We start from the raw sequence: 24330 nt of genomic DNA, 5'->3' as shown, positions 1-24330 counted from the left end.
TATAGCTATTTCTTATGGCGCTAGCATTGAAAGCCTCGTTTATGAATAGGTCGCACGCATCGCGCCGCTGGTTACCGGCGCTGCTCGCCGCAGGCGCCCTGTTACTCGGCGGCTGCGGCCGCGAGCCCGCCGGCACCGGTGGGCATGAAATCGCCGCGGCGAAGGGGTCGACGCTTGCGCGGATTCGCGCGCGCGGAACGCTCAATTGCGCAATTCATACGGGGCAGCTCGGCATGTCCTATCTCGACAAGCGCGGACGCTGGCAGGGCTTCTTCGTCGATTACTGCCGGGCGCTCGCCGCTGCGGTCCTCGGCGATGCCCGCAAGGTCCGGTTCATGCCGGTCGCCTCGAACAAGCGCTTCACGATCGTGCAGACGGGCGAGGCCGACGTCCTGTCGCGGACGACCACATGGACGCTGACGCGCGACACCGACCTCGGGGTGAATTTCGTCGGCACCATGTATTATGACGGGCAGAGCTTCTTGGTGCCCCGGCGATCGGGCGTGCGGCTTCCGACGGATCTCGATGGCGCATCGATCTGCATCACCAAGGGGACGACCTCCGAACTCAACACCGCCGAATATTTCGAGCGCAAGGGGCTGCGTTTCCTGTCGGTCGTGTTCGAGAATCCCGAGGAAGCCAAGCTCGCCTTCTTTGCCGGGCGGTGCGACGCAATGACCACCGATGCCTTCACGCTGACGGTGATCCGCCTGGCCGACACCGCACATCCCGACGATTATGTGGTGCTGCCCGAGCGGCTCACCAAAGAACCGGTCGGCCCAGTCGTGCGCAGCGACGACGAGCAATGGTATGAGATCAACAAATGGGTGCTGAACGCGCTCTTCGCTGCCGAGGAAATGGGGGTCACCCGCGCGAATGCCGCGCGCATGCGTATGGCCTCGCGCGACCCTGAAGTGCGCAAGATGCTCGGCGGCTTGCCCGGATTCGGCAAGTCGCTCGGCCTCGACGATGACTGGGCGTACCGGGCAATCGAGGCGACCGGCAATTATGGCGAAATCTTCGACCGGCACATTACGCCGCTCGGCGTCGAACGCGGACAGAATAAGCTCTATCGGGACGGCGGGCTGATCTACCCGTTGCCGATGCGATGAACCATAAACACAGGCGGCTTGCCATCGCTGCGTTGCCCTGGCTGCTGATCGCGGGCGGGCTTGTGGTCGCCTACGGCCTGTTTGCGACATTGGCGGACAATCTAGCGGACCGAAACATCCGGACGGGGTTCGGTTTCCTGTTCGACCGGGCGGGCTTCGCGATTGGCGAAACGCTGATTGCTTACGCGCCTGGCGATTCCTATGCCGCGGCGCTGGCGGTGGGTCTTCTCAACACGCTCCTGATATCGGCGCTCGGCATCATCTTCTCGACCTTGCTCGGCCTCGCGGTCTGCATGGCGCGCCTGTCGTCCAACTGGCTGCTTGCGAGGCTCTCCGGCCTTTATATCGAGCTGGTTCGCAATATTCCCCTGCTGCTCCAGATGTTCGTCTGGTACGCCGCGCTGCTGTTCGGTCTGCCCGGACCCGGCCCGGGCGCCGTCGGACCGTTCGACCTCGATAATCGGGGATTGCACCTCCCCGCGCTCTCCTTGGCCGATCCGGGACGGCCGGTCTTGCTCATCGCGATCGTCGCCTGTGCGATCCTGCTGGGTGCCGTGCGGCGAGGAGCCGTTCGCACGCGCACTGCGCTGGCCTTCGCCGGCATCTCCCTGGTGCCGCTCTTGCTGTGGGGCGGGATCGATCTGCCGCGGGCGGGGCGCTTCGGAACCGTCGGCGGACTGTCCTTCTCAACGGAGTTTCTGACTCTGGTCACCAGCCTTTCGGTCTATGCCTCGGCCTATCTGGCCGAGATATTCCGCGGCGCGATCCTCGCCGTTCCAGCAGGGCAGAGCGAGGCCGCCAAAGCGCTCGGCCTGTCGCCCGCGCAAACGATGGGACGGATCGTGATCCCGCAAGCGCTGCGCATTGCCATACCGCCGATGACGAGCTGGCATCTCAACACGATCAAGAACAGCTCCCTGGGCGTCGCGATCGGATATCCCGAATTTGTCTCGGTGGTCGATACCGTCATCAGCCAGACAGGTCAGGCGATCGAAGGCGTCGGTCTGATCGTCGCGACGTTTCTCCTGCTCTCGCTGTCCTTGGCGTTCGTTACCGGCCGCTATGCCCGCCGGTTGGGCTGGACCGTTGCCGGGCAGCCCGGCCGCAGCATCCAGTCGGCGCCCCTCGAACCCTTTCCGCTACGCTCGGCGGCGGCCTGGCCGTCGTGGATGCGGCGCAATCTGTTCAGAGGAGGACGCCAGTCGATACTGACCATCGCGATCCTCGCCATGACCGCGGCTTTCGTCGGCAAGGGACTCTCGTGGCTGCTGTTTGAGGCGACATTCGCCGGGGGCGCGGCCGATTGCCGTTTGGCCAGCGGTGCCTGCTGGCCATTCCTCCGCGAAAATGCGCGGCTTATATTGTTCGGAACCTATCCCGAAGCCGAGCAGTGGCGGTCCGCAGCGGCGGCGGCGGCGCTGCTTTCCTGCCTCGCGTTCTCCTTCGTCCCGCGATTTTGGCGTAGCCGCCTCGGCCTAGCCTGGCTCGGCGCGATCGCGGTGGCGGTACTTCTGCTACGAGGAGGATTCGCGGGCCTTTCCTATGTCCCGATGGAGAAGTGGAGCGGCCTGCCGGTCACATTGCTGCTCGCGAGCCTCGCGGTTGTCGGCGCGTTTCCGCTGGCCATACTCCTCGCGTTCGGCCGCAGGTCGACGCGGCGCGGCATTCGCTGGCCGAGCGTCGTCTTCATCGAGCTGGTTCGCGGAACGCCGCTGATCGGGGTGCTCTTCCTCGCTGCGGTCCTGTTTCCGCTGTTCGTGCCCTCTTATCTCTCGATCGACAGCCTGCCGCGCGTCCAGCTCGCGCTCATATTCTTCACTGCCGCCTATATGGCCGAGGTCATCCGGGGCGGCCTGCTGGCGGTTCCCGTCGGGCAGGCCGAGGCCGCGCACGCTCTCGGCCTCACCAAATGGCAGGCGCGGCGCCATATCCTGTTGCCGCAGGCGCTGAAAGTCAGCGTACCCGGACTGGTCAACACTTCGATTAGCGAGGTGAAGAACACGACGCTCGTCCTCATCGTCGGCGTCTTCGATTTGTTGCAGACGACCCGCCTCTCCTACGTCGAGGCGCAATGGCGACCCTATTTCGCCGAAGCCTATCTTTTCACCGGGACAATCTTCTTCCTCCTCTGTTTCTCCCTGTCCCGGCTCAGCATGAAGATCGAACGGAAACTAGACTATGCAGGATAATCATGACGGAAAATGGCTCGAGGAGCCGGCGAGCCCGAAAGGGCACGCTTGGCAGGATCCGACGCGTGCCGTGCACGGCGGTCCCCGCCCGCGCGATCAGCGGGGCCTCATCAATCCGCCCGTCGATCGAGCCTCGACCATTATCTACGACAGCGTCGAGGCCTATATGGACCGGCACCAGGGTCTCTACGATGAGGTCATCTATGGCCTGTACGGAACGCGAACGACCTTTGCGCTCGCCGAGGCTGTCAGCGAACTTGAAGGCGGCTGCAACACCGTCATCACCTCGTCCGGAACCAGCGCGATCGCGCTGGCCCTCACGGCTTTCGTGGCCGGGGGCGATCATCTGCTCGTTGCGGATTGCGTCTATGGGCCGACCCGCAAGTTTCTGACCGACGTTCTCGCGCGTTTCGGGGTCGAGGTGGAATATTTCCGGCCCGATATCGGAGCGGAGATTGCCGGGCTGTGCCGCAGCAACACCCGGCTCATCTATATGGAGACCCCGGGCTCGCAGACATTCGATATGATCGACGTCCCCGCGATCACGGCCGTTGCACGCAGCCGGGGCATATTGACCGCTCTCGACAACACCTGGGCGACGCCGCTTTTCTTCAAGCCCTTGGCCCACGGGGTCGACATCTCGCTTGCTTCGGCAACCAAATATCTCTCGGGGCACTCCGACTGTCTGCTCGGCACGATGACGGCCGCCAGTGATGCCGTCTACCGCCAGCTCAAGGACGCGGCGGCGCGCTGGGGCAACTGCGCGAGTCCCGACAATTGCTATCTGGTCCACCGGGGCATCAGGACGCTCGATGCGCGCCTTGAACGCCACCAGCGCACCGCAACGACGCTGATCGAATGGTTCGCCCAGCAACCCGAAGTGGTTGCGGTCCGCTATCCGGCTCATCCCGCCGACCCCGGCCATGCGATCTGGAAGCGGGATTTCACCGGTGCGTCCGGATTGTTCGGTGTTCAGCTCGACGGTCTTACCCCGCCCGAAACTAGCGCCTTTTTCAACGAATTCTCGTTATTCCAGCTGGGTTCGAGCTGGGGCGGCTTCGAAAGTCTCGCGGTTCCGGCGTGGCCCGCTCCGATCCGCGATTTTCCGAATGGCGAGGCAGATGGGGCGCTGATCCGCATTCACGCCGGACTCGAAGCGCCGCAGGATCTGATCGCCGACCTCGCCGCAGCCTTCGCGCGGGTACGAGCGCTACGCGGCCGGGGGCAGGCGTCATGACCGACGCCTCGGGCCACGCGGCCGTCAGCTTGCGGCAGGTCGACAAATATTATGGCGCCTATCATGCGCTCCGCTCGATCGACCTCGAAATCGCCCCGCGCGAGCGGATCGTGATTTGCGGGCCTTCGGGCTCCGGCAAGTCGACGCTCATTCGCTGCATGAACAGGCTCGAGGTGCCCGACTCCGGCGCCGTCCTGATCGAGGGGGCCAAGATTACCGACGCGTCGCGGGAGGCAGTTGCGGCGCTCCGCGCCGTCGGCATGGTCTTTCAGCAGTTCAATCTGTTTCCGCACAAGACTGTGCTCGAGAATTGCACCCTCGCACCCGTCCTGCTCGGCGGCCTGTCTCTTCCGGAGGCGGAGGCGCGCGCCATATCCTATTTGGACAAGGTGAGGATTGGCGACCAGGCGGGCAAATATCCGGGGCAGCTCTCGGGAGGGCAGCAACAGCGGGCCGCAATAGCTCGCGCTCTGGCGATGGAACCCAGGATTCTTCTCTTCGACGAGCCGACATCGGCGCTCGATCCCGAGATGATCAAAGAGGTACTCGATGTGATGACGGCCCTTGCCGGCGAAGGACGGACGATGGTGTGCGTGACGCACGAAATGGGATTCGCGCGCGAGGCGGCCGATCGCATTCTTTTCATGGATCAGGGCCAGATCATCGAAGACGCAAGGCCGGCCGATTTTTTCGCCGCGCCGAAAAGCGAGCGTGCACGGACCTTTCTCGAACAGATACTTTCGCATTGAGCGGCTCAAGTCGGTCGCCCCCAAGCTGTGCCGACCCACTTAATCATGTCATTTCATAAGTAAGCCGAGGGAGGGGCCAGCCGGCTCCTTGCGCGAAAAGGCTCAGGCCGGAAAAAAAATTTCAAAATTGATGAGGGGTAGAGCTTTGGCGTGCGTATCTAATAGGTATCGTGCGCCCGGAATTTCCTTCATAACTAATTGATATGATTCAATAAATTCTTATTGACCTGTATATACATTTGATGCTCTCTGAGGGGAATCAGCCAACCATCAGGGGGTTTCGCTATGATGACCAGGACAATTTTGCTCGCCAGCGCCGCAGCGGTCGCCACTTTTGCAACACCCGCGCTCGCGCAGAGCGGTGCCGCGACGCAGTCACCCGCCGCCGAGGATGCTCCGAACGCATCGGACATCGTCGTGACCGGCTCGCGCATCCGCCGCCAGGACCTCGCAGGCGTCGGCCCGGCGACCGTCGTGTCGGCCGAGCAGATCGAGAACACCGGCGTCGTCAATATCGAGACGGTGCTGCAGCGCTTGCCGGCCAACGCCGGTTTCGCGGGCAACCAGACGTCGGCCTATTGGGCGAACAATGGATATGGCACGGCGCAGGTGAACCTGCGCGGTCTCGGCATCAAGCGCACCCTCGTCCTGCTCAACGGCCGCCGCCTCGTCGCGGGCGGCACCGGGGCGAACTCCTCGCCCGACCTCAACATGATTCCCGTCGCGGCGCTCGCACGCACCGATGTGCTCAAGGACGGCGCCTCGGCAATCTATGGCGCCGACGCGATGGCGGGTGTCGTCAACCTTGTAACGCGCACCGACTATGAAGGTCTCGGCCTCAGCGTGCGCCAAGGCATCACCGAAAAGGGCGATGGCTCGGACTTCACCGCCGACCTCCTGTGGGGCGTCCGCAACGATCGCGGCGGTTTCATGGCGGCGGTCACCTATCAGAAGACGAGCGCGGTCAATATGGCAACGCGCGCGCCTTGCTCGCTTGCCGAAACCACGCCCGGCATGCTGAGCTGCGTGAACAGCGCCTCGACGATCGGCGGCCGCGCGGTGCTGCCGAACGGCCAGCAGATCAACTTCAATCAGGTGCTGGGCGGTAACGGCAACTTCTTCGAGCCGTACAGCGCTGCCAAGCACAACTTCAACTCGAACCCGTTCCTCAACGCGGTGAGCCCGGTCGAGCGCGTGAGCACGGCGTTTTTCGCCGACTATGACATCACTGACAATATCGAGGCGTTCGGCGAATTCCTTTACACCTTCCGCAAGTCGAATCAGATCGCGACGCCCGGAACGCTGCGCAACCTCTCGATCGCGGCGAGCAATCCCACCAATCCGACGGGGCAGAATATCGTCCTCATCCAGCGCCGCCTCGCCGAGCCCGGCCCGCGCCAATTCTTCCAGGAAACCGATACCTGGCAGGGTACGTTTGGCCTCCGCGGCAAGCTCTCGAACGATTGGGGATGGGAAATCGCGGGCGCCTTCGGCCGCAACACCGCGGTCGATGGTTCGACCAACATCGCCAATCTCGAGCGAGTGGCGAATTCCCTCGATACGACCAAGTGCAGTCTTGCTGCCGGTGCCACGATCCCCTGCGCCGACTATCTCGGGTTCGGCGACCTGACCCCGGAGGTTCTCGACTATATCCTGTTCACGTCGCGCGACCGCGGCGGCAACGAGCTTGCGACGGTCACCGCCGATATCAACGGCGATCTCTTCAAGCTGCCCGCAGGCCCCGTCTCCTTCGCGGCGGGTGTCGTCTATCGCAAGGAAAAGGGTTGGCGCGATCCCGATCCGCTGACGGTGCTCGGTATCGCGAACACCAACCAGCAGGATCCGATCTCCGGAACGAGCACGGCGAAGGAAGCCTATCTCGAACTGTCGGTGCCCGTTCTGGCCGACACACCCTTCTTCCAGTCGCTTACCCTCGACGGCGCGGTTCGCTACTCGAACTACGACCTGTTCGGCAGCGACTGGAACTACAAGGGGAGCGTCGACTGGGTCATCAATGACAGCTTCCGCCTGCGCGGCACCTACGGCACCGGCTTTCGCATTCCGAACGTCCCCGAATTGTTCGGCGGCGTCTCCGAGGGCAATCTGACGACCACCGACCCCTGCTCGCGCTATTCGACCAGCGGCAATGCGACACTGATCGCCAATTGTCAGGCGTCGGGCGTGCCGGCCAATTATGTTCAGCTCGGTACAACGATCCTGACAACGGTCGGCGGCAACGAGAATCTGAAACCCGAAAGCTCGACGACCTGGACCGTCGGGACGGTGATTTCACCGAAGGGACTGGTTCCGGGACTCTCGCTCACTGCCGACTGGTTCGACATCAAGATCAAGGATGCGATCCGTGCTATTCCGGGCTCGACAAAGCTCAGCATTTGTTATGCGAGCCAGAATCTTTCGCATCCCTTCTGCGAAGATTTTACCCGCAGCCCGTTGACCGGCGAGGTTACCTTCCTCTCCGCGCAACCGATCAACACGGGCCGCGAAGAAATGAACGGCCTCGATCTGGGTCTCGTTTACAACAATGACATCGGCAGCGTGAACGTCTCGCTCGACGTCAACGTGACCTATCTCAACAAATATGTGGTCCTGCCTTTCCCCGGCGGCGCGCCGATCGACTTCGACGGCTTTATCGGCGGCGGCAATGGCGGCTATCCGAAATGGCGCGGCTATGGCGTGCTGACCGCTGAAAAAGATGGTGTCAGCGCGACTTGGTCGACGCAGTGGATCGGCAAGGCGACCGACTTTAATGCGGCTCCCGGAGAGATCGGCTACAGCACGCCGAATGTCTTCTATCACAACCTTCAGGTCGCCTATGAGATTGACGAGAAGACGCGCTTCCAGCTTGGTGTCGACAACCTCTTCGATCGCAAGGCCCCCTATATCCAGAGCTTCACCGATGCGAACACCGACACGATGACCTATGATCTGCTCGGACGGCGTTTCTACGTCGGCTTCCGCACCGCGTTCTGAGGGTAATCGATATGGCGATCCGTTGGCCGCTGCTCGTCCGGCGAACGCATAAATGGCTGGCGCTGGTGGTGGGCGTCCAGGCTTTGCTCTGGACGTTGACCGGCTTCTACATGGTGGTCGTTCACATCGACACCATCCACGGCGATCATCTGGTGCGCTCCCCGGTGGCCCAGCCCTTCGACCTCGACGGACTCGCAGCGCCGTCGAAGGTCGTCGCGGCCGCGCCGGGGGTGTCTGAAATCCGTCTCCAGCGCTTTTTCGGCCAACCGGTCTGGCGCGCCGAGACCCCTGAAGGCGCGCGCCTGTTCGACGCGCGTTCGGGTGCGCCGCTGCCTGCCCTGACCGAGTCCCAGGTTCGCGAACAGGCACGGCGCATCTACACCGGTGACGGCGAGATCGTCTCGGTGCGACTTTTGACCGAGGCGCCTCAGGAAATGCAGGCGCGCAAGCCACCCTATTGGCAGATCGAGTTCGAAGGCTGGAACCGCCCGACGCTCTACCTGTCGCCGACGACCGGCGAGCTCATTTCGCGCCGCCACGCATTGTGGCGCGTCTTCGATTTCGCGTGGATGCTCCACATCATGGACTATGATGAGCGGACCGACGTCAACAACCCGTTGCTGCGCATCGCGACCTGGAGCGTCTTCGCGATGGCGCTTTCCGGTGCGTGGCTGCTGATCTGGTCCTTCAAACGCCGCAAGAGGAAGCAGGCATGAAACGCATCCGACTGACGCCGCTCTTCTTCCGGCGCATCCACAAATGGGTGGGGCTGATCCTGGGTCTCCAGTTTCTGCTCTGGGCGCTCAGCGGCTCGGTGATGGCGCTGCTCGACAAGGACAAGGTCGGGGGACACGGCGGCGGGATGTCGCATGCGCACCCTTTGCCGGCCGGAGAGTATTTCGACATCGCCAGCTTGCCGCGCGGTGAGCCCGTCACCGGGGTGGTTTTGCGCGATCTTGGCGTCCGACCGATCTACGAACTCCGCACCGCCAAGGGCGTGCGGCTGGTCGACGCTACGAGCGGCGAGGATATCCGCGTCGATGAGGGGATGGCCCGCGAAGTCGCAACGATGATGAACGAGGCACCAATCCGCAAGGTGAGCGTGATTGCCAAGCCAAACCTGGAATCACGCGACCATGAAGGTGCGATGTGGCGCGTCGACTTTTCCGACGCCGAGAACAGCAGCGCCTATGTCTCGCTCGACACGGCGCGCTTCCTCGTGATGCGCGGCGATACCTGGCGGACCTGGGATTTCTTCTGGATGCTCCACAACATGGATTATGTGAACCGGAAGAGCTTCAACCACCCGTTGATCATCTTCGTCGCTTTCGGGGCGCTGTGGCTTTCGGGGACCGGTTTCTATCTACTCTTCAAGAGCTTCAGCCGCGCCGATTTTCGCTGGCTGCGCCGTCGCCGCAAGCCCGTCGTTACCCGCAGCACGGCCTGACGCGTCAGTCGTCGACCGAAAAGGCGGCGGAAAGTTCGAAGCGCGTGCCGGGATGGGAGAGCCAGGCGTGCGACACCAGCCGACCGTTGCTCCAGGTCCGCCGCGTCATGCGCAGAACCGGTTCCCCCTCGTTGAGACCGAGCATGCCGCGCGTGCGCGCGTCGGGCATTTCCGCGCGGACGCGGTGTTCGACCCGCTCGAGCGGCGCGGTGCGCGTCAAATATTCGTTGGGCGTGAGCTGCGTAAAATCTAGCGTGCCATAATCCGGCGCGGCGGACGCAAGTACGAACCGCTCTTCGAGCTGGATCGGGAACTCGGCCTCGTGGTGAACGATGATCGAATGGAAGATTTTCGTGCCCACCGGCACCTCCAGCAGCGCGGCGGTTTCGGCGCTGGCCTTCTCCTCGACATTCTGGATGACTCTCGCCCGGTAGTCATGACCGCGTCCGCGAATTTCCTCGGCGATATTCCGGATCTCGATCATATGGCCGATCGGCTTTGGCTCGGCGATGAACGAGCCACTACCCGCGCGGCGGACGATGATACCTGCCGATTGCAATTCGCGAAGCGCCCGGTTCGCCGTCATGCGCGAGACGTCGAATTGCCCGACCAGATCGGCTTCCGACGGCACGCGGTCTCCCGGTTTCAAACGGCCTTCGCGGATAGCATCATGGATGCTTTGCTTGATCGCTGCGTAGCGCGGTGGGGCATCCGGGGAAGCGCCGTCGGCAGACCGCTGGGCGCTGTTCGAGTTCAGTCGAGGCATAAGATCCATCACCCGTCTATACAGGTGAAACCATTCAGATTCCAAGCGTTCCAACGTGAATTTCCGTTAGGCTCCTTCCAAAGTCATATGACTGCAAGAAACGATTTACGGCATCGGGGCGACTGGTGCCTGATGCCACCGATTTGTGACGCAAGTCATCTCGCCAAATGACTATTGGGCTTGCCCATGCCGGCCAAAAGCTCGGCTACCTTGAGTGAAGCTGGGCGGTTAATCAGGGCCTGCTGATGCTGTGGGCAGCGGAGGAAGCTCGTTCAGGAATTCGCGGATGCCAGGCGCCAGGCATCGAGCGAAATCCTCGGCTGTCACGATCGCATCCGACATTGCTGCCGCAGCCAGCTTGCCGTGCGGCAGCAGGTCAACGAGCTGCTCCGCTAACGCTTGTGGATGCCTCTCGTCCATTCCTGGAATGATCAGCGTCGGCATTGCTATAGCTGCGAGTTCGCTGACGCCGCGGAAGGCGCGGTCATCACCTATTGCCGCGGCAGCCGCAATGCTGGCCGCATTGCTTCGCGGAATCGCGTCGTGAACCATCTCGCGAATGACTGGCGCCAAATTGGGCAGTATTGGCGCCCAGGCCGCATAAAGCCCTTCCTCGCGGACGCGCGCCGCGAACTCTCTCATAAATGCCGTTTCAGCTACTTTGGCCTCGTCGTCTTCGATGTCTTCAACGCTGATCAAAATGGCCGCTCTCACTCTCTCCCGATGGGCGAGTGCGGTTCGCAAAGTGATCGTGGCGCCGAGCCCCGCACCGCCGACAATGGCGGAATCTGCCTTCAGGTGATCGAGAAGCGCGATCACGTCGGCTGCGTAGGACGCCCAGGTGTGTTTCGCTTCCTCGCTGCAAAGGGACCGGCCATAGCCACGGACATCGGGCAGCAGTACCGCATGCCGGTCGCACAGCTGGCGCGCCAAGGGTATCAAACTTTGGTGATCAGGGCCGCCGCCATGCATGAGCACAACGACGTTGGCGGTCGGCAGCCTGCGATAGGGATCTACAAGCGCAGCAAAGAGCGGCCAGCCGTCAGGTCCGGAATAGGTTATGTCGATTATGTCGGTCCGCATGCTAACCGCCACGAGCTGCCGAGAGGATGATCGCACCGTCATCCGAAAGACCATTTAATCGGGCTATATCAAGCAGCCTCTCCAGATCGTCGCGCAATCCGCAAGGCTCCGGGATCTCGTGAAGCCTCTGTCTGGCCGATAATTCGATTTGGGAAACGGAGAGGGGCACGAGAAAAAGCCTACAAGAATAGTCGATCTTGAAGCCGGCGGTCAGAAATGTGGCGGCGAGATCAGCTGGCTGGGGGCAGGGATTGTGCACAAGACCGGCCCGGCGGTCTATTACCTTTATCCATTCGTCATATAGCTGTGCTGCCAGCTGCGATGGAATGGCCGCATCGTACCAGCAATCCAGCACCACGACACCCAAACGTGCGACCCGGATTGCCTCCTGAAGCCCCCTATGAAGGTTTTCAAGATGATGCGCGGCGTATTCCAAAGTCACCACATCAAAGCTTTGATCCGGGAATGGAAGTGCCTCTGCTCGGCCGAGGTGTATTTCCAGACCTAGCGCGCGGCCTTCCTCTACGGCCTCTTCCTCCGGGTCTATGCCGACGCAGTGGGCGACATCGGCTTCGCTGAATAGCTGCAGCGAAGCACCATTGCCGCACCCTACATCCAGTATCGACGACGGCTTGAAGGCGAGCACGCGCGATAGGAATTCTTTGCGATACTCTCCGTGCGGGCGAGGCATTTCTTCCGGCTCTCGCTGTTCGACCATCTTCAACGACATCTGCAACTCCACCTGATGGCGTCTGGTAGGCAATCCGCGTTACGTCGGATATATGCTAGCATGACAAGTAATATTCTGAATCGGACATGTTGTGACAATTGCCGAAGGCGGGGCCGATGCCCTCTCAGTAGACCGTTCGGTATTTCCGGCGGGGTTCAGGGGCACGTGGCATGTTCACCCTGCCGCACAGCTCATCTATCCTAGCCGCGGTGTGATGATCCTCGAAACGGCGGCTGGATGCTGGGTGGTGCCGCCCCAGCAAGCCTGCTGGCTCCCTTCCAATGAAAATCACCGGGTGCAAACTTCAGCTGGCTTCGAAATGCTCAGCGTTTACTGTCGCGGCAGCGTGCTCCGCCGGCTGCCCGAGGCTCCCGGTGTCGTTGCGGTGAGTAGCCTCCTGCGCGAGTGCATCTTTGCCCTCGAAAAGGCAGCGCCGCGCTCCCGGCGCGTCAGTTTGACGCTCTTGTTCTCTCAAGAAGTGTCCGTCGAAATCGCGCCATCCCTATTCGTCCCTCAACTGCGGTCCTCGCGTCTCAGAAAAATCGAGACCGCTCTCTCGCGGGAGCCGGGGAATGACAAACCATTGTCGGAGTGGGCGAGCGAATTGGGCGCGAGCAGCAGGACCCTGGCTCGCGCATTCGAGCGTGAAGCGAATATGACTTTTACAGATTACAGAAGACAGGCGCGACTTCGGGCCGCCCTGGTTCGCTTGGCTGAAGGAGAGCCCATAACCAATATCGCCCTGGATTTGTCATTTGGCTCGGCCAGCAATTTCATCCGTATGTTCCGTCAGGCGACCGGCGTCACCCCGGGGAAGTATTTCCAAAGCCAGTCCAAGCGTAGGTAGATGGTCGAATTTCGGCGCGCCGCTAGCTGCGGCTTGCGATCTGAATTCAAGCTTCCCTCCAAAATCCGTAACCCTGTCCCAGCTAGGCTGCCTTGCGAATTGGTGCCTCCTGTCGATCGAGAAACTCGGAGAGAGCCGCCTTCCGCGATGCGCGATCGAGCGAATACGCACGCTGCTTGAAGATTCTTCCGTCGAGCAGGGCGGCAATGTAGCCGGCCAGTGTGTCGGCTGCCATAATCAACGCCGCGTCCAGGACATGGATATATTTGCTCGTTACCGACCCCTTCGCATGACCCATAAGGGCGGCGATGGTGACCTCGGTGAAGCCCAGGTCATTACCGATGCTGGCGAAGCTGTGGCGCAGAACATGCGCAGTGACGCCTTCGAGGGGCGAGCCCAGGAATATCTCGTCCCAATGGTTTGGAAAGCCGCCAAATGCCGTGTCCTCACCGCGCGGGCCAGGAAACACATATGTGCCATTGTCTTCGCCTTGATGCTGCTCGAGGAACTCTACAACCGGCAAGCCGACAGGGCGGACCGACTTTCCTTCCTTGCTCTCGGAGAGGCGAAGGCAACTTCCGTCGATATCGACATCGCACCATTTGAGATTGATAATCTCACCGCGTCGGCAACCTGTAAGTGCGATTTGCCGGATGATATCGATCGTCGGGCCGAACTTCTCGATTTGCGCAGCGGCCTTGAGCATGCGGCCAAGAATTCGATACTCGCCGTCGTTGAGACGCCGCGAACGGACATTGTCTTTGGGACGCTTGATGCCATGCGCGGGATTGCTGTCGATGATGCCGAGATCGACGGCATAGGTCAGTATTCCGCCAATCAACCCCAGCGTCCGAGCCGCCGTGCCTGGCCCGCCCCGCACATTGGCGCGGCCGCGGAGCTTTTTGGTCTTGATGAAGGCTTTGGTCTTCCCCGCCATGATATCGCGCATGGCTTTCGTGAGGATCGCCTTAGTGAGGTCTTTGACCCGGCGGGATCCGAGGAGCGGGATGACGTGCCGTTCGATCCGGCCCAGATCGATGTCGACGGTCGATTGCTTCTTCGGGCGGCCCCCTTTGCCCAGAATGAGTCCATCCCTGAGATCCTGCATGTAGAGCTCGCATAGCTCCTTCATCGACATCGCTTTGTTGAGTTCGGCCCGTTCTTCGGCAGGGTCCTCGCCTTGAGCAACCCTACCGAGCTGGGACTTGGCCTCCCGCCTGGCAGTTTCCGGAGTCCAGACTCCATGGATGCCGATCGTGTAACGACGCGAGCGGCCTCCGGCGCGATACTGAATGAGGTAGCTGCGCTTGCCGGTGGGGAATATCCGGAGCCCGAAGCCAATTAGTTCATCGTCCCAGAGGACATAATCTTTCGTCTCTGCTACAGCTGCATCGACAACGCGCTTGGTCAGTTTGACCATCGAGCCTACTCCCGTTTGGCCCGGTTTTCGCGTAAGCACCACGTAAGCACGCGGAAGGAAATCAGGGCGAATTCAAGGTTACGGCAGCGCAGATCGACAAATCAAGAATAGCGTTTTATTATAGTGGCTTAGGCTAGAAAAACTTGCTCTGGCGTAGGCTGGCGCAAACATGCTAGTACCCCCTCCGAAGGCAGAGGCCAGGGGTTCGAATCCCTTCGGGTGCACCATTCCCGTTCGATGTTGGGAACTGGGAAATGTGGTTTTGCCCCGACGCGCCCTATGGCGTGTTCGAGGGCTTTCGTGGTTCCCATGATCCGTATTTCCGCGTCGCCCACTTCCACGCGGCCCACGATGCTGCGGACATAATATTGTCGGAGAGCTGGATCGCTTTCGCGGAGCCGTTCGCGCATCAGCTTTGCGAATCGGTCGATCAATTCCGGCGTGATGCGCTTCTCGGAATTCGCCAACTGCCGCTCGAGCAGCACGATGTCGGCCTCGACTTGAGAGAGCTGTGCTTTCTGATCGGCATGCTTCCTGGCAAAGCGTGGATCGGAAGCGGTAAGGTGGCCCTCGGCCACAAGGTCGAGTAGCCGTTCGAGTCCTGCGCCGAGAGACGTCTTGCGCGTCCGGAGTTGCCGCAATTTCTCACGTCGCGATTCTGTGGCGTGAAGGGCATGATCGAGCCAGCTCGACAGTAGATCGTGAAGGCGCTCAGGAGTGAGCAGTCGTTCTTCGAGAGCATTGAGCACGATCTCGTCGAGCTTGTGCATAGGCATTCGCCGGCCATTACAGATGCTGGGTCCGGCCCGGGCACGGTTGGAACAGGCATAATATTTATACTGGCCACTCTTCCCGGTGGATGTCGTCATCCCGCCGCCACAGCCGTCGCCTCCGCAACCGCAGATGGTGATGCCGATCAGCAGATTGTTTGTCGTTGTGACGCGCGCGGCGCGCGCGGTCGGACGGCGGTCGACGAGCCGAACCTGTACCGCCTCGAAATCCTCGGTGGCGATTAGTGGCGGCACCGGAATCGGTATCCATTCTTCTTCAGGTCGCTGCTCGCCGGTCTTGGAGTCGCGTTTGTTATAGAAAGCGACGCCGATGTAGGCAGTGTTGCGAAGGATCGCCTGCACGTTGGAGACGTGGAATTTCTTGCCGCGAAGCTTGTAGCCATTGCTATTGAGCCACTGGGAGATCTTGGTGATACCGAGCGGTTGGGTGCCGACCGGTCCGATCAAGTAGAGATCGAAGATCATGCGGGCGGTTTCTCCTGTTGCCTGCCTTCAAGGTTACTCAACCAATTTAATTGACAAAGATAGTTTTTCTATGTGGTCGGAAAACCCCGGCTCGGCTAACCGATTGGCAGATCTTCGGATCTCGCGGCTTTTGATGGCTGTCAGCTTGCTCCGCGTCACCAACGGCTAAAGCGCACGAAGACCGGGCGAGCCCACGGATTCGTGCTTCCGAGAAGGAGATACGATGATGAGAGTTCGCCGACGGATATCGCCCCGCACACGTCATTTGGCGGGAACTCAGCCGCTTCCGCATCCATCCTGGTCGCCGCCGCTCGGCGAGCAGTGCCGCGTCAGCGCGCAGGAGTTCTGGCAGCGGCTTGGCCTGTGATCGGGACGGCCGACGCCGGACAGAGCGACCTCACCGATGGCGTCGCCGCGGTGGCGGCCGAGCTTGCGGACATCCGCCGCGAATGGCGCGACGCGCGCGGCCATGATGCCGAATATGGCAGCGAGGGTTTTCCGTCGCGCGGCGATCTCGCGAAGATCGTCGGCGCGCTCTGCGGTGCGCTCTATCCGCTGCGGCTTGGCCCGGATTTCGTGCGGCCGCATAACGAGCATATATTCGTCGAGCAGACGCTGCAGACGACCTTGGCGCGGCTCTATGGACAGGTCAGGCTCGAACTCATCTATGCGATGTCGGACGAGACGGTCCATGCCGTCGATGCCCGCGCCGAGGAGATCGTCCGTCGCTTCACCGCGCGTCTGCCGGCCCTGCGGCGCCTGCTCGATACCGACGTCGAGGCGGCGTGGCGCGGCGATCCCGCGGCGCGCAGCGTCGACGAGGTGCTCATCTGCTACCCCTCGATGCTCGCGATCATTCATCACCGGCTCGCACATCAGCTCCATATCGATGGCGCCAAGCTCGTCGCGCGGATCATCGCCGAGGTTGCACACGACAAGACCGGCATTGATATTCATCCCGGAGCGCAGATCGGGGACAGCTTCTTCATCGACCATGGCACGGGTGTCGTCATGGGCGAGACCGCGATCCTCGGGCGCAACGTCCGTCTCTATCAGGGCGTCACGCTGGGTGCGCGGAGCTTTGCCGCCGACGAGGCGGGGGTGATGGTCCGCAACATCCCGCGCCACCCGATCGTCGAGGACGACGTCGTCATCTACGCCGGCGCAACGATCCTCGGACGCGTGACGATCGGTGCCGGGTCGGAGATCGGCGGCAATGTCTGGCTCACGCACGATGTGCCGCCGGGCAGCCGCGTCATCCAGGCGCGCGAGCAGAACAGCATCAACGGCGCGTAGGCGGTCCACGCGGCGTCCGGCCCGGCACTTCCGGGAGGCGCGAAGCGGCCGGGATGATAATCCTAGCTCCTCCCTGCCGACCGCGGCCGGAGCGGCTCCCCCAAGGAACCGAACATGCCTAGATATTGGAAAATCTCACTGCTGGCCGGCGTGCTTCTCGCGCTGCCTGCTATCGCCCATGGTCAAGAGAGTGCCGACAAAGCCGCCGCGATTCACGAGCGTATTCTCGTGCTCGACAGCCATGCCGACGTGCTCCTGCCCTCGACGCCGAAACGCTATTATCTCAGCGGGACGGACTCGCGGGTCGATCTGCCGCGCCTGGAGAAGGGCGGCGTCGATGCGATCGTCCTCGCCGTCGCCGTCGGACCGGGTCCGCGCGATGCCGCCGGCGTTGCCGCGGCCCGGCGCGAGGCCGACGAGAAGCTCGCACGGATCAAGACCTTTGCCGCATCTGATCCCGCGCGGATCGGGCTGGCGCTAAGCGCGGCGGATGTCGAGCGGCTGAGCCGCGACGGGAAGGTGGCTGTCGTCATCGGCTTCCAGAATGCCCGCTCGATCGGCAAGATATCGGCCAGATCGACCGCCTGTACGGCGAAGGCGTGCGCGTCTTCGCCTTCGATCATGCGGGGCACAATGATTTTGCCGACAGCTCGCGTCCGCAGCCCGGCGAACCAATTGCGGAGCATCGCGGATTGTCGCCGCTCGGCAAGCAGGCGGTGACGAAGCTCAACGACCTCGGCGTGCTGATCGATGTATCGCAGCTTTCGACCGATGCGCTCCTCCAGACCATTGCGCTGAGCCGCGCGCCGGTCGCGGCGACCCATTCGGCGGCGCGCGCGCTCGTCGACAATGGCCGAAACCTCAGCGACGCCGAGCTCGATGCGATCAAGGTCAATGGGGGCGTGGTGCAGGTAACGCCCTTCACCTCCTATCTGACGCTTCCCGATGCGGCGAGCCGTGAGCGCTTTGCCGCGATCCGGGCGCGCTACGGTCTCGCGGCGGACTATGCTTCGACCTATGATGGCAGCGAGGCGCTGCCCGAAGCGCGGCGGACGGCCTATCTCGACGAGATATCGGCGGCGCGCTCGAAGGCGAGTCTCTCCGATTTCGTCGATCATATCGACTATATCGCCAAGCGCATCGGCTGGCAGCATGTCGGGATCGGCACCGACTTCGATCATGGTGCCGGGGTCACCGGCTTCGACAGCGCCGCCGAGGCGCCGAACGTCACCCGCGAACTGCTCCACCGCGGCTATAGCGAGGAGCAGGTCGCTGCGATCTGGGGCGGCAATTTCCTCCGTGTGCTTCGTACCGCTGAGGAGGGGCGCAAACCGTGACGAAGCCCATATCGGTTGACGGCACCGCGCGCGCAACCAGGGTTCGCCTGCCTTCGTTCGGCGTCCAGGTCCTTCTCGGTCTGGCCGTCGGCGTGGGCCTCGGCTTCTGGACTCGAAGCCTGGGCGAGGCGAGCGCGCTGGCTGAAGCGCTGCAGACGATCGGCTCGATCTTCGTGCAATTGCTCCGCGCGCTCGTCCCGCCCTTGGTGTTTGCCGCCATCGTCGCCTCGATCGCCGCGCTCAAGGATTTGCAGAATGCCGCGCGCCTCGTCGCGAAGACCCTGCTCTGGTTCGCCATCACCGCGCTCATCGCGGTGCTGATCGGCATCGCGCTCGGCATCCTGCTCGAACCCGGGCTCAGGACCGGCATCGATGCGACCGCGGCCGCAGCGCCGACGACAACGGGAAGCTGGTTCGATTTCCTGAAAGGTCTCGTACCGGGCAATTTCCTCGGACTTTCGGCATCGACGAAGATCGCCGATGGCGTACCCGCGACCTCGCTCTCGTTCAATGTCCTGCAGATCATCGTGCTCGCGATCGCGATCGGAACCGCCGCAGTGCGGGTGGGGCCGGCGGGCGAGGGCTTTCTTGCGTTCAACGCGTCGCTCCTCGCCATCTTCAAGCGGCTGCTGCTCTGGGTGATCCGCCTGACGCCGATCGGCACGGCGGCGCTGATCGGCGATGCCATCGCCCGCTATGGGTGGGAGGCTCTGGGCTCCCTCGGGCAGTTCGCGATCGCGATCTACGCCGGTCTGCTTTTGCTCGTCGCTCTCGTCTATCCTGTCCTTCTTCGATTGAACGGTGTGTCGCCGCTGCACTTCTTCCGCGCCGCTTGGCCGGCGATCGAGCTGGGCTTCGTGTCGCGTTCGTCGATCGGGACCTTGCCGGTGACGCAGGAGGTGGTCGAACGCCGCCTCGGCGTGCCGCCAGCCTATGCCGCCTTCGCGGTGCCGCTCGGCGCGACCACGAAGATGGACGGCTGCGCGGCCATTTATCCGGCGATCGCGGCGATCTTCGTCGCGCAATTCTACGGCATTGCTCTCGGCATCGACGATTATCTGCTGATCGTCCTTGTATCGGTGCTTGGGTCGGCCGCGACCGCCGGCCTCACGGGCGCGACCGTCATGCTGACACTGACGCTCTCGACGCTCGGACTTCCGCTCGAGGGCGTCGGGCTGCTGCTGGCGATCGATCCGATCCTCGACATGGGCCGGACCGCGGTCAATGTCGCGGGACAGGCGCTGGTGCCGACGATCGTCGCCAAGCGCGCCGGACTTCTGTCCGAGCGCGAGCAAGACGATAGGACGCCGGCGTTTGCCTGACATCGAGGCGATGGCGACTGCCGGGCTTTTGCGATAGGCTGGCACGAATGAGCAGCGCTAGCCTCCCGGTCATCGACATCGCGCCTTTGCTTCGCATGAAGGATGCCGCGGCGGTCGCCGAAACCGCGCGGCAGATCGGTGCTGCTGCAGGCGAGTTCGGATTCTTCTATGCCGCCGGGCACGGGATCGGCGCCGGGGTTCTGCCTGATCTTCTCGATGCGAGCCGCGCCTTCTTCGCGCTCCCCGAGGCCGAAAAGGCGGGGATATCGATGGACAAGGGCGGCACCGCCTGGCGCGGCTGGTTTCCGGTTGCGGGCGAGCTCACATCGGGCATCCCCGATCTCAAGGAGGGCCTCTACCTTGGCGAGGAGCTAGGGCCGGATGATCCGCGCGTCCGGGACGGTCTTCCGCTTCACGGCGCCAATCTCTGGCCCGATGCCGTGCCTGCCCTGCGCCCTGCGGTCGAGGCCTATGTCGCGGACGCGACGCGCGCGGGCGAAGCGCTGATGCGCGGGATGGCGCTTTCGCTCGGGCTTCAGGCCGATCATTTTGCGGACGGCCTGACGCGTCATCCGACTTTGCTGTTCCGGGTCTTTCACTATCCGGCTGTCGGCGCCTCGCAGGACGGCGGCGCGTTCGGCGTCGGCGAGGATAGCGATTATGGCCTGCTCACATTGCTCGCGCAGGACGACAAGGGCGGGCTCGAAGTGCGCACGCGCGATGGCTGGATCGATGTCCCGCCGATCGACGGCGCGCTCGTCATCAATGTCGGCGACATGTTCGAGCGGCTGACAAGCGGACGCTTTCGCTCGGCGCCGCACCGCGTCGTCAATCGCTCGGGCGTCTCGCGCTATTCTTTTCCGCTCTTCTTCGATCCCGATTTCACCGCTCCGGTCGAGCCGCTGCCGATCGACGGCCGCGTCACGGGCGGAGACGGACCACGCTGGGACGATGTCGATCTCCACGCCGAAATCGGCACCTATGGCGAGTACCTCCTCGGCAAGGTCAGCAAGGTATTTCCTGAACTCGCAGGGACCACGCTTGCATCGCGATAGGACTGTTGTCTCAACGTCCGCCTTTTCCTCGATCTACCCAAAAGCCGACAGTCCGCAACCGGCCAAAGCTGGGTGCGAACTTGGCTAGGCGAGGTGGGCGCGATGGGTTTCTATTAGGGCCTTCTGTCGATCTTCCAGGTCACTGTGAGCATGGTTTGAAGCAGTAGCGTTTATCCTATGTCCTAAGGACATAGGATAAACGCTACTGAGTGAAAGTCAAGCTCGGCGGGAGACTTGACTTTTCATATCCTACCCCATACCCTATGTCCTTAGGACATAGGGTATGGGGTAGGAGGTAAAAATGGAAGCGGTCCGGCCCTTTCAGCTGCGCAAGCGGATGACCAATCTTGCCGAATCGCTGGCGCGTCGTTTGGACGCTCAGGAAAAGCCGGTCCTCTCAAACTACGAGATTTTCGCTATCCTGACACGCATTTATAGGGACGGCGACGCGCGTTATCTGCGCGGCGACAAGCCGAACCACGATATTTTCCGCCGTACGCGCGCGTTGCTCGTGGCCGAGGGGATCATCCGTAGCGATAATGACTATCATCCGCTCTACCGTGTGATGAGCAAGTCCGACGCCGCCGCCGAAGATATCGCCTGCTCGGTCGATCCCTATTGCTATATTTCGCATATGTCGGCGATGCAGCGCTACGGTCTCACCAATCGTCGCCCCGAAGCGCTGTTTCTGACCGAGCCCACCGCCGCGCTGAAGCGGCAGCTCGTCAAGGCCGAGGCGCCAAGCGGCAATATCCGCTTCGACAATGATCTCGATCGGTTCAATGGTCCCGCCGAGCGGCCCACGGCGGTGCGCCATCCGGCGAGCGTCCGCGGCCGTCGCCTCGAGATACTTTCGACCAAGCATGTGGGGAAGCATGTTGCGATCAAGGGCACCCTCGCGCGGATCGCGACGATCGGCCAGACCTTCCTCGATATGCTGGACGAGCCTGCGCGCTGTGGGGGCATGGCCCATATATTGGACATCTGGTCGGAGCATGTCCGCACCTATCTAGACGATGTCCTGACGACGATCGACGGAGCGCCTAAGCCGATCCTCAAGGTCCGCGCCGGCTATATCCTCGACGAACGTTTGGGCGTTACAGATTCCCGGGTCGCGGCGTGGTCGGCGCTTGCGCAGCGCGGGTCGAGCCGCGTGCTCGTCGCCGGCGAACCCTTCGCCAGCGAGTTTTCGGAGACGTGGATGCTGTCGCTCAATGTCTGACCCGGTCGAAATCGAAAGCTGTACCGTCGACATCGACCAATGGATCGACAAGGCGAAAGCCGATCCCGAAGCCTATCTCGAACGGCAGGTCACCGAGATATTCCTCGCCGCGCTCGGGATGACGACGCCCTTCGCGCACGAAATCTTCCTCAAGGGCGGCATCCTGATGGGGGTCGTCTATGAGAGCCCGCGCCAGACGGGCGATGTCGATCTCACCGCGATTAGCGATCCGACGAGCGAAACCGTCGACGCGCTGAAGGCCGCGCTCAGCGAAGCTCTCCCCCGCGCCGCCGCGCGCCTCGGCTATCCTGACCTCCTGTGCGCGGTGCAAAGCTCGCGCTTCATGCCGTCGGAACAGATGTTCGAGAAAGCCCGGGGACCTGCGCTTAGCTTGCGGATCGGTTACGCGCGGCGCGGCGCTCCGCAAGAGGCGAAGTTTCGCGTGGGGCGCTCGCCGACGATCCTCGACGTCGATATCAGTTTTCGCGAACCGGTGAACGCGATCCAGCTCGTCTGGCTCGGCGAGACCGGCGAGACTTTCCGCGCCTATTCGCTCATCGATCTGATCGCCGAAAAGCTGCGTGCGCTCCTCCAGCAGGAGGTCCGCAATCGTAATCGCCGACAGGACATATATGACATCGCTTCGCTACTGGCCTGTTTCACGTTCGACGAGGAGGAGAAACAGACCTTGCTGGACACGCTCTGCGAGAAGAGCAAGGCGCGGGCGATCGAACCCGATTCGGAGGCGCTTTCGCGGACCGAAATAAAGGAACGCGCGCGCAAGGAATGGGATACCCTCGCAATCGAAATCGGCGAACTGCCCGATTTCGACGAATGCTTTGCGACCGTCGACGGATTTTACCGGTCCTTGCCTTGGAGTGCCGACTAAGCGGGGCAACTGCGAGCGCTTGTGCGCTCTGGCTAGATCAAAGCTCGAAGTCGGGCCGGCACGAATACTCGCGGGCAAGATGCCTCTCCTAGATCAGCTGGAAAGTGACAGCGACGCGAGGGTCGCGATTTGGGCTAAAGGCGCCATCCACCGGCTGGCGGAAGAAATCGAACGCACGCGTCAATGAGCAGGCGGAGCCGATCGCGATCGCGACGAGCGATTCGAATGGGATCGCGGCCCTGACGGGTGTCGCACGCTGCGGAAAATTACTCCGCCGCTCTTCGAGGGGCGTCTCTCTCTGCAATTAGACATCCGGCACGCTCGTTTGAGAAAGGACTGATTTTGGGGTGACCATCGCATCGAGTTTAAAGTCATCCACGATCGAGAGCTGTCGCCGGGCAGCGACGCGTGTCCCAATGCCGCTTCTCACGATTTGTACCTGGGAGCGGACCGTCTGAAATCGGCCAGGTTTCAGTGGAGGAATGGGTCGGTCTCACGAAGCGGAACAGGCCGGAACCTACACTCGTCGGCAGACGTTTATTTTTCTCCACGGCGTGACGGGGTGCGGGTTCAATCGGGGTCGCTGAGTCCGCGTTGTGGTAAGGACCGAAATTGGACGCACAGACGGTACTCGTCGTCGAGGACGAGATCTTGATCAGGTTCATACTCGCCGACTCGCTCCGAGACATTGGATATCAAGTTCTGGAAGCAGCGGACGGCGATGAGGGGCTACACATCCTGAATTCCATGCAGGTGGTCGACCTCATCGTCACAGATGTCCGCATGCCCGGTGACGTCGACGGAATGGAACTGACGCAGCGTTCGAAATCGCTGGCGCCAGGGCGCCCCGTCATCGTCTGCTCGGCGCACCTGTACAAATCCGAAGCCTTTCCCGCAGACGAATTTCTTGCAAAACCCTACAGCATTGCCGCGCTCGCTGAAACGATCGAACGGCTGATTGGAGACCCATGGCAGAAGAGCTCCCAAGCCCACAGTGCCTGATCGTCGCCGACGCTGACGTGCTGATCCGCAACGCGCTCGCGGAATATCTTCGGCACTGCGGTTACAAGGTTTTCGAGGCCGCGACCTCCGACGAGGTAATAATCGCGCTCGAAGAAGGCGCAGTTCAGATAGACGCATTGCTGGCCGACGCAGAGCTGTCGGGAACATACAATGCGTTCGAGTTGCGGATCTGGGTCAGGGACCATCATCCCGACGTCAAGATTGTCCTCGCAGGCAACGTTGATTCAGCCGCGAAGGCTGCAGGCCATTTATGCGATGAAGGTCCACATCTCCAAAGGCCCTATGATCCGGAAAGTGTGGCAGCGCACATCAAGCGCCTCCTGGCTGCAACGAGACGCTAGGCGCCTGCGCGTTTCGCG

At 62.1% G+C, this 24330-nt stretch carries 20 protein-coding genes and 2 pseudogenes; 16 read left to right on the top strand and 6 right to left on the bottom strand.

Annotated features, from left to right (window positions below):
• Positions 1-41 precede the first annotated feature (41 nt).
• The 7 genes from BWQ93_RS14960 (at position 42) to BWQ93_RS14930 (ending at position 9725) form a co-directional block, all read left to right on the top strand.
• Positions 42-1112, top strand: coding sequence for an amino acid ABC transporter substrate-binding protein (locus BWQ93_RS14960; protein WP_120694176.1), 1071 nt, complete (start codon positions 42-44; stop codon positions 1110-1112).
• A complete protein-coding gene (locus BWQ93_RS14955; RefSeq protein WP_077031243.1) occupies positions 1109-3301 on the top strand; it encodes an ABC transporter permease subunit in 2193 nt (730 codons plus the stop codon). Before BWQ93_RS14960 ends, BWQ93_RS14955 begins: the two co-directional genes overlap by 4 nt.
• Positions 3291-4538 carry a cystathionine beta-lyase gene (gene metC / locus BWQ93_RS14950; protein ID WP_062767673.1) on the top strand — a complete coding sequence of 416 codons (1248 nt, stop codon included), beginning with the start codon at positions 3291-3293 and terminating at the stop codon, positions 4536-4538. Before BWQ93_RS14955 ends, metC begins: the two co-directional genes overlap by 11 nt.
• Positions 4535-5287 carry an amino acid ABC transporter ATP-binding protein gene (locus tag BWQ93_RS14945; protein WP_011542694.1) on the top strand — a complete coding sequence of 251 codons (753 nt, stop codon included), beginning with the start codon at positions 4535-4537 and terminating at the stop codon, positions 5285-5287. The genes metC and BWQ93_RS14945 overlap by 4 nt, the downstream gene beginning before the upstream one ends.
• 285 nt (positions 5288-5572) lie before the next feature.
• A complete protein-coding gene (locus BWQ93_RS14940) occupies positions 5573-8278 on the top strand; it encodes a TonB-dependent receptor domain-containing protein (protein WP_077031242.1) in 2706 nt (901 codons plus the stop codon).
• 11 nt (positions 8279-8289) lie between these two features.
• Positions 8290-8994, top strand: coding sequence for a PepSY domain-containing protein (locus tag BWQ93_RS14935; protein WP_077031241.1), 705 nt, complete (start codon positions 8290-8292; stop codon positions 8992-8994).
• A complete protein-coding gene (locus BWQ93_RS14930; RefSeq protein ID WP_077031240.1) occupies positions 8991-9725 on the top strand; it encodes a PepSY domain-containing protein in 735 nt (244 codons plus the stop codon). The genes BWQ93_RS14935 and BWQ93_RS14930 overlap by 4 nt, the downstream gene beginning before the upstream one ends.
• Positions 9726-9729: 4 nt before the next feature.
• Here BWQ93_RS14930 and hutC read toward each other — a convergent pair whose 3' ends face one another.
• The 3 genes from hutC to BWQ93_RS14915 all read right to left on the bottom strand — a co-directional run bounded on the left by hutC (position 9730) and on the right by BWQ93_RS14915 (position 12304).
• Positions 9730-10545, bottom strand: coding sequence for a histidine utilization repressor (gene hutC / locus BWQ93_RS14925; RefSeq protein ID WP_232314619.1), 816 nt, complete (start codon positions 10543-10545; stop codon positions 9730-9732).
• Positions 10546-10719: 174 nt separating this feature from the next.
• Positions 10720-11574 carry an alpha/beta fold hydrolase gene (locus BWQ93_RS14920; protein WP_083720930.1) on the bottom strand — a complete coding sequence of 285 codons (855 nt, stop codon included), beginning with the start codon at positions 11572-11574 and terminating at the stop codon, positions 10720-10722.
• Position 11575: 1 nt separating this feature from the next.
• Positions 11576-12304 (bottom strand): class I SAM-dependent methyltransferase, encoded by a 729-nt coding sequence (locus tag BWQ93_RS14915; protein WP_156878254.1) that lies wholly within the window; start codon positions 12302-12304, stop codon positions 11576-11578.
• A gap of 91 nt (positions 12305-12395) precedes the next feature.
• On the opposite strand from BWQ93_RS14915, the gene BWQ93_RS14910 reads away from it, so the two are divergent.
• Positions 12396-13151, top strand: a complete 756-nt coding sequence (locus tag BWQ93_RS14910) for an AraC family transcriptional regulator (RefSeq protein ID WP_077031238.1) — start codon at positions 12396-12398, stop codon at positions 13149-13151.
• A gap of 82 nt (positions 13152-13233) precedes the next feature.
• Here BWQ93_RS14910 and BWQ93_RS14905 read toward each other — a convergent pair whose 3' ends face one another.
• The 3 genes and pseudogenes from BWQ93_RS14905 to BWQ93_RS21400 all read right to left on the bottom strand — a co-directional run.
• Positions 13234-14571 carry a tyrosine-type recombinase/integrase gene (locus tag BWQ93_RS14905; RefSeq protein ID WP_053555637.1) on the bottom strand — a complete coding sequence of 446 codons (1338 nt, stop codon included), beginning with the start codon at positions 14569-14571 and terminating at the stop codon, positions 13234-13236.
• Positions 14572-14699: 128 nt separating this feature from the next.
• Positions 14700-15482, bottom strand: coding sequence for a zinc ribbon domain-containing protein (locus BWQ93_RS14900; RefSeq protein ID WP_257787766.1), 783 nt, complete (start codon positions 15480-15482; stop codon positions 14700-14702).
• A 75-nt stretch (positions 15483-15557) separates the two neighbouring features.
• Positions 15558-15833 (bottom strand): annotated as a pseudogene (locus BWQ93_RS21400) (recombinase family protein); the annotation flags it as partial.
• A 357-nt stretch (positions 15834-16190) separates the two neighbouring features.
• Here BWQ93_RS21400 and epsC point away from each other — a divergent pair.
• The 8 genes and pseudogenes from epsC (at position 16191) to BWQ93_RS14855 (ending at position 24312) form a co-directional block, all read left to right on the top strand.
• On the top strand, positions 16191-17123 hold the full coding sequence (gene epsC, locus BWQ93_RS14895; protein WP_083720929.1) for a serine O-acetyltransferase EpsC: 933 nt from the start codon (positions 16191-16193) through the stop codon (positions 17121-17123).
• A gap of 114 nt (positions 17124-17237) precedes the next feature.
• Positions 17238-18460 (top strand): annotated as a pseudogene (locus tag BWQ93_RS21510) (dipeptidase).
• On the top strand, positions 18457-19782 hold the full coding sequence (locus BWQ93_RS14885) for a dicarboxylate/amino acid:cation symporter (RefSeq protein WP_232314618.1): 1326 nt from the start codon (positions 18457-18459) through the stop codon (positions 19780-19782). The pseudogene BWQ93_RS21510 and the gene BWQ93_RS14885 overlap by 4 nt, the downstream one beginning before the upstream one ends.
• A gap of 47 nt (positions 19783-19829) precedes the next feature.
• Positions 19830-20837: an isopenicillin N synthase family dioxygenase gene (locus BWQ93_RS14880; protein ID WP_077031236.1), complete on the top strand. Its 1008-nt coding sequence runs from the start codon at positions 19830-19832 to the stop codon at positions 20835-20837.
• A 301-nt stretch (positions 20838-21138) separates the two neighbouring features.
• On the top strand, positions 21139-22059 hold the full coding sequence (locus BWQ93_RS14875) for a hypothetical protein (protein WP_077031235.1): 921 nt from the start codon (positions 21139-21141) through the stop codon (positions 22057-22059).
• Entirely contained in the window at positions 22052-22948 is an 897-nt protein-coding gene (locus BWQ93_RS14870) for a nucleotidyl transferase AbiEii/AbiGii toxin family protein (RefSeq protein WP_077031234.1), read from the top strand. The genes BWQ93_RS14875 and BWQ93_RS14870 overlap by 8 nt, the downstream gene beginning before the upstream one ends.
• A gap of 612 nt (positions 22949-23560) precedes the next feature.
• On the top strand, positions 23561-23950 hold the full coding sequence (locus tag BWQ93_RS14860) for a response regulator (protein ID WP_077031232.1): 390 nt from the start codon (positions 23561-23563) through the stop codon (positions 23948-23950).
• Positions 23917-24312 (top strand): response regulator, encoded by a 396-nt coding sequence (locus BWQ93_RS14855; protein ID WP_077031231.1) that lies wholly within the window; start codon positions 23917-23919, stop codon positions 24310-24312. The genes BWQ93_RS14860 and BWQ93_RS14855 overlap by 34 nt, the downstream gene beginning before the upstream one ends.
• Positions 24313-24330: the final 18 nt, after the last annotated feature.

The organism is Sphingopyxis sp. QXT-31, assembly GCF_001984035.1.
Lineage (GTDB): Bacteria > Pseudomonadota > Alphaproteobacteria > Sphingomonadales > Sphingomonadaceae > Sphingopyxis.
The sequence above is the reverse complement of the archived record's forward strand: the minus strand, read 5'-3'. Positions and strand labels throughout refer to the sequence as shown.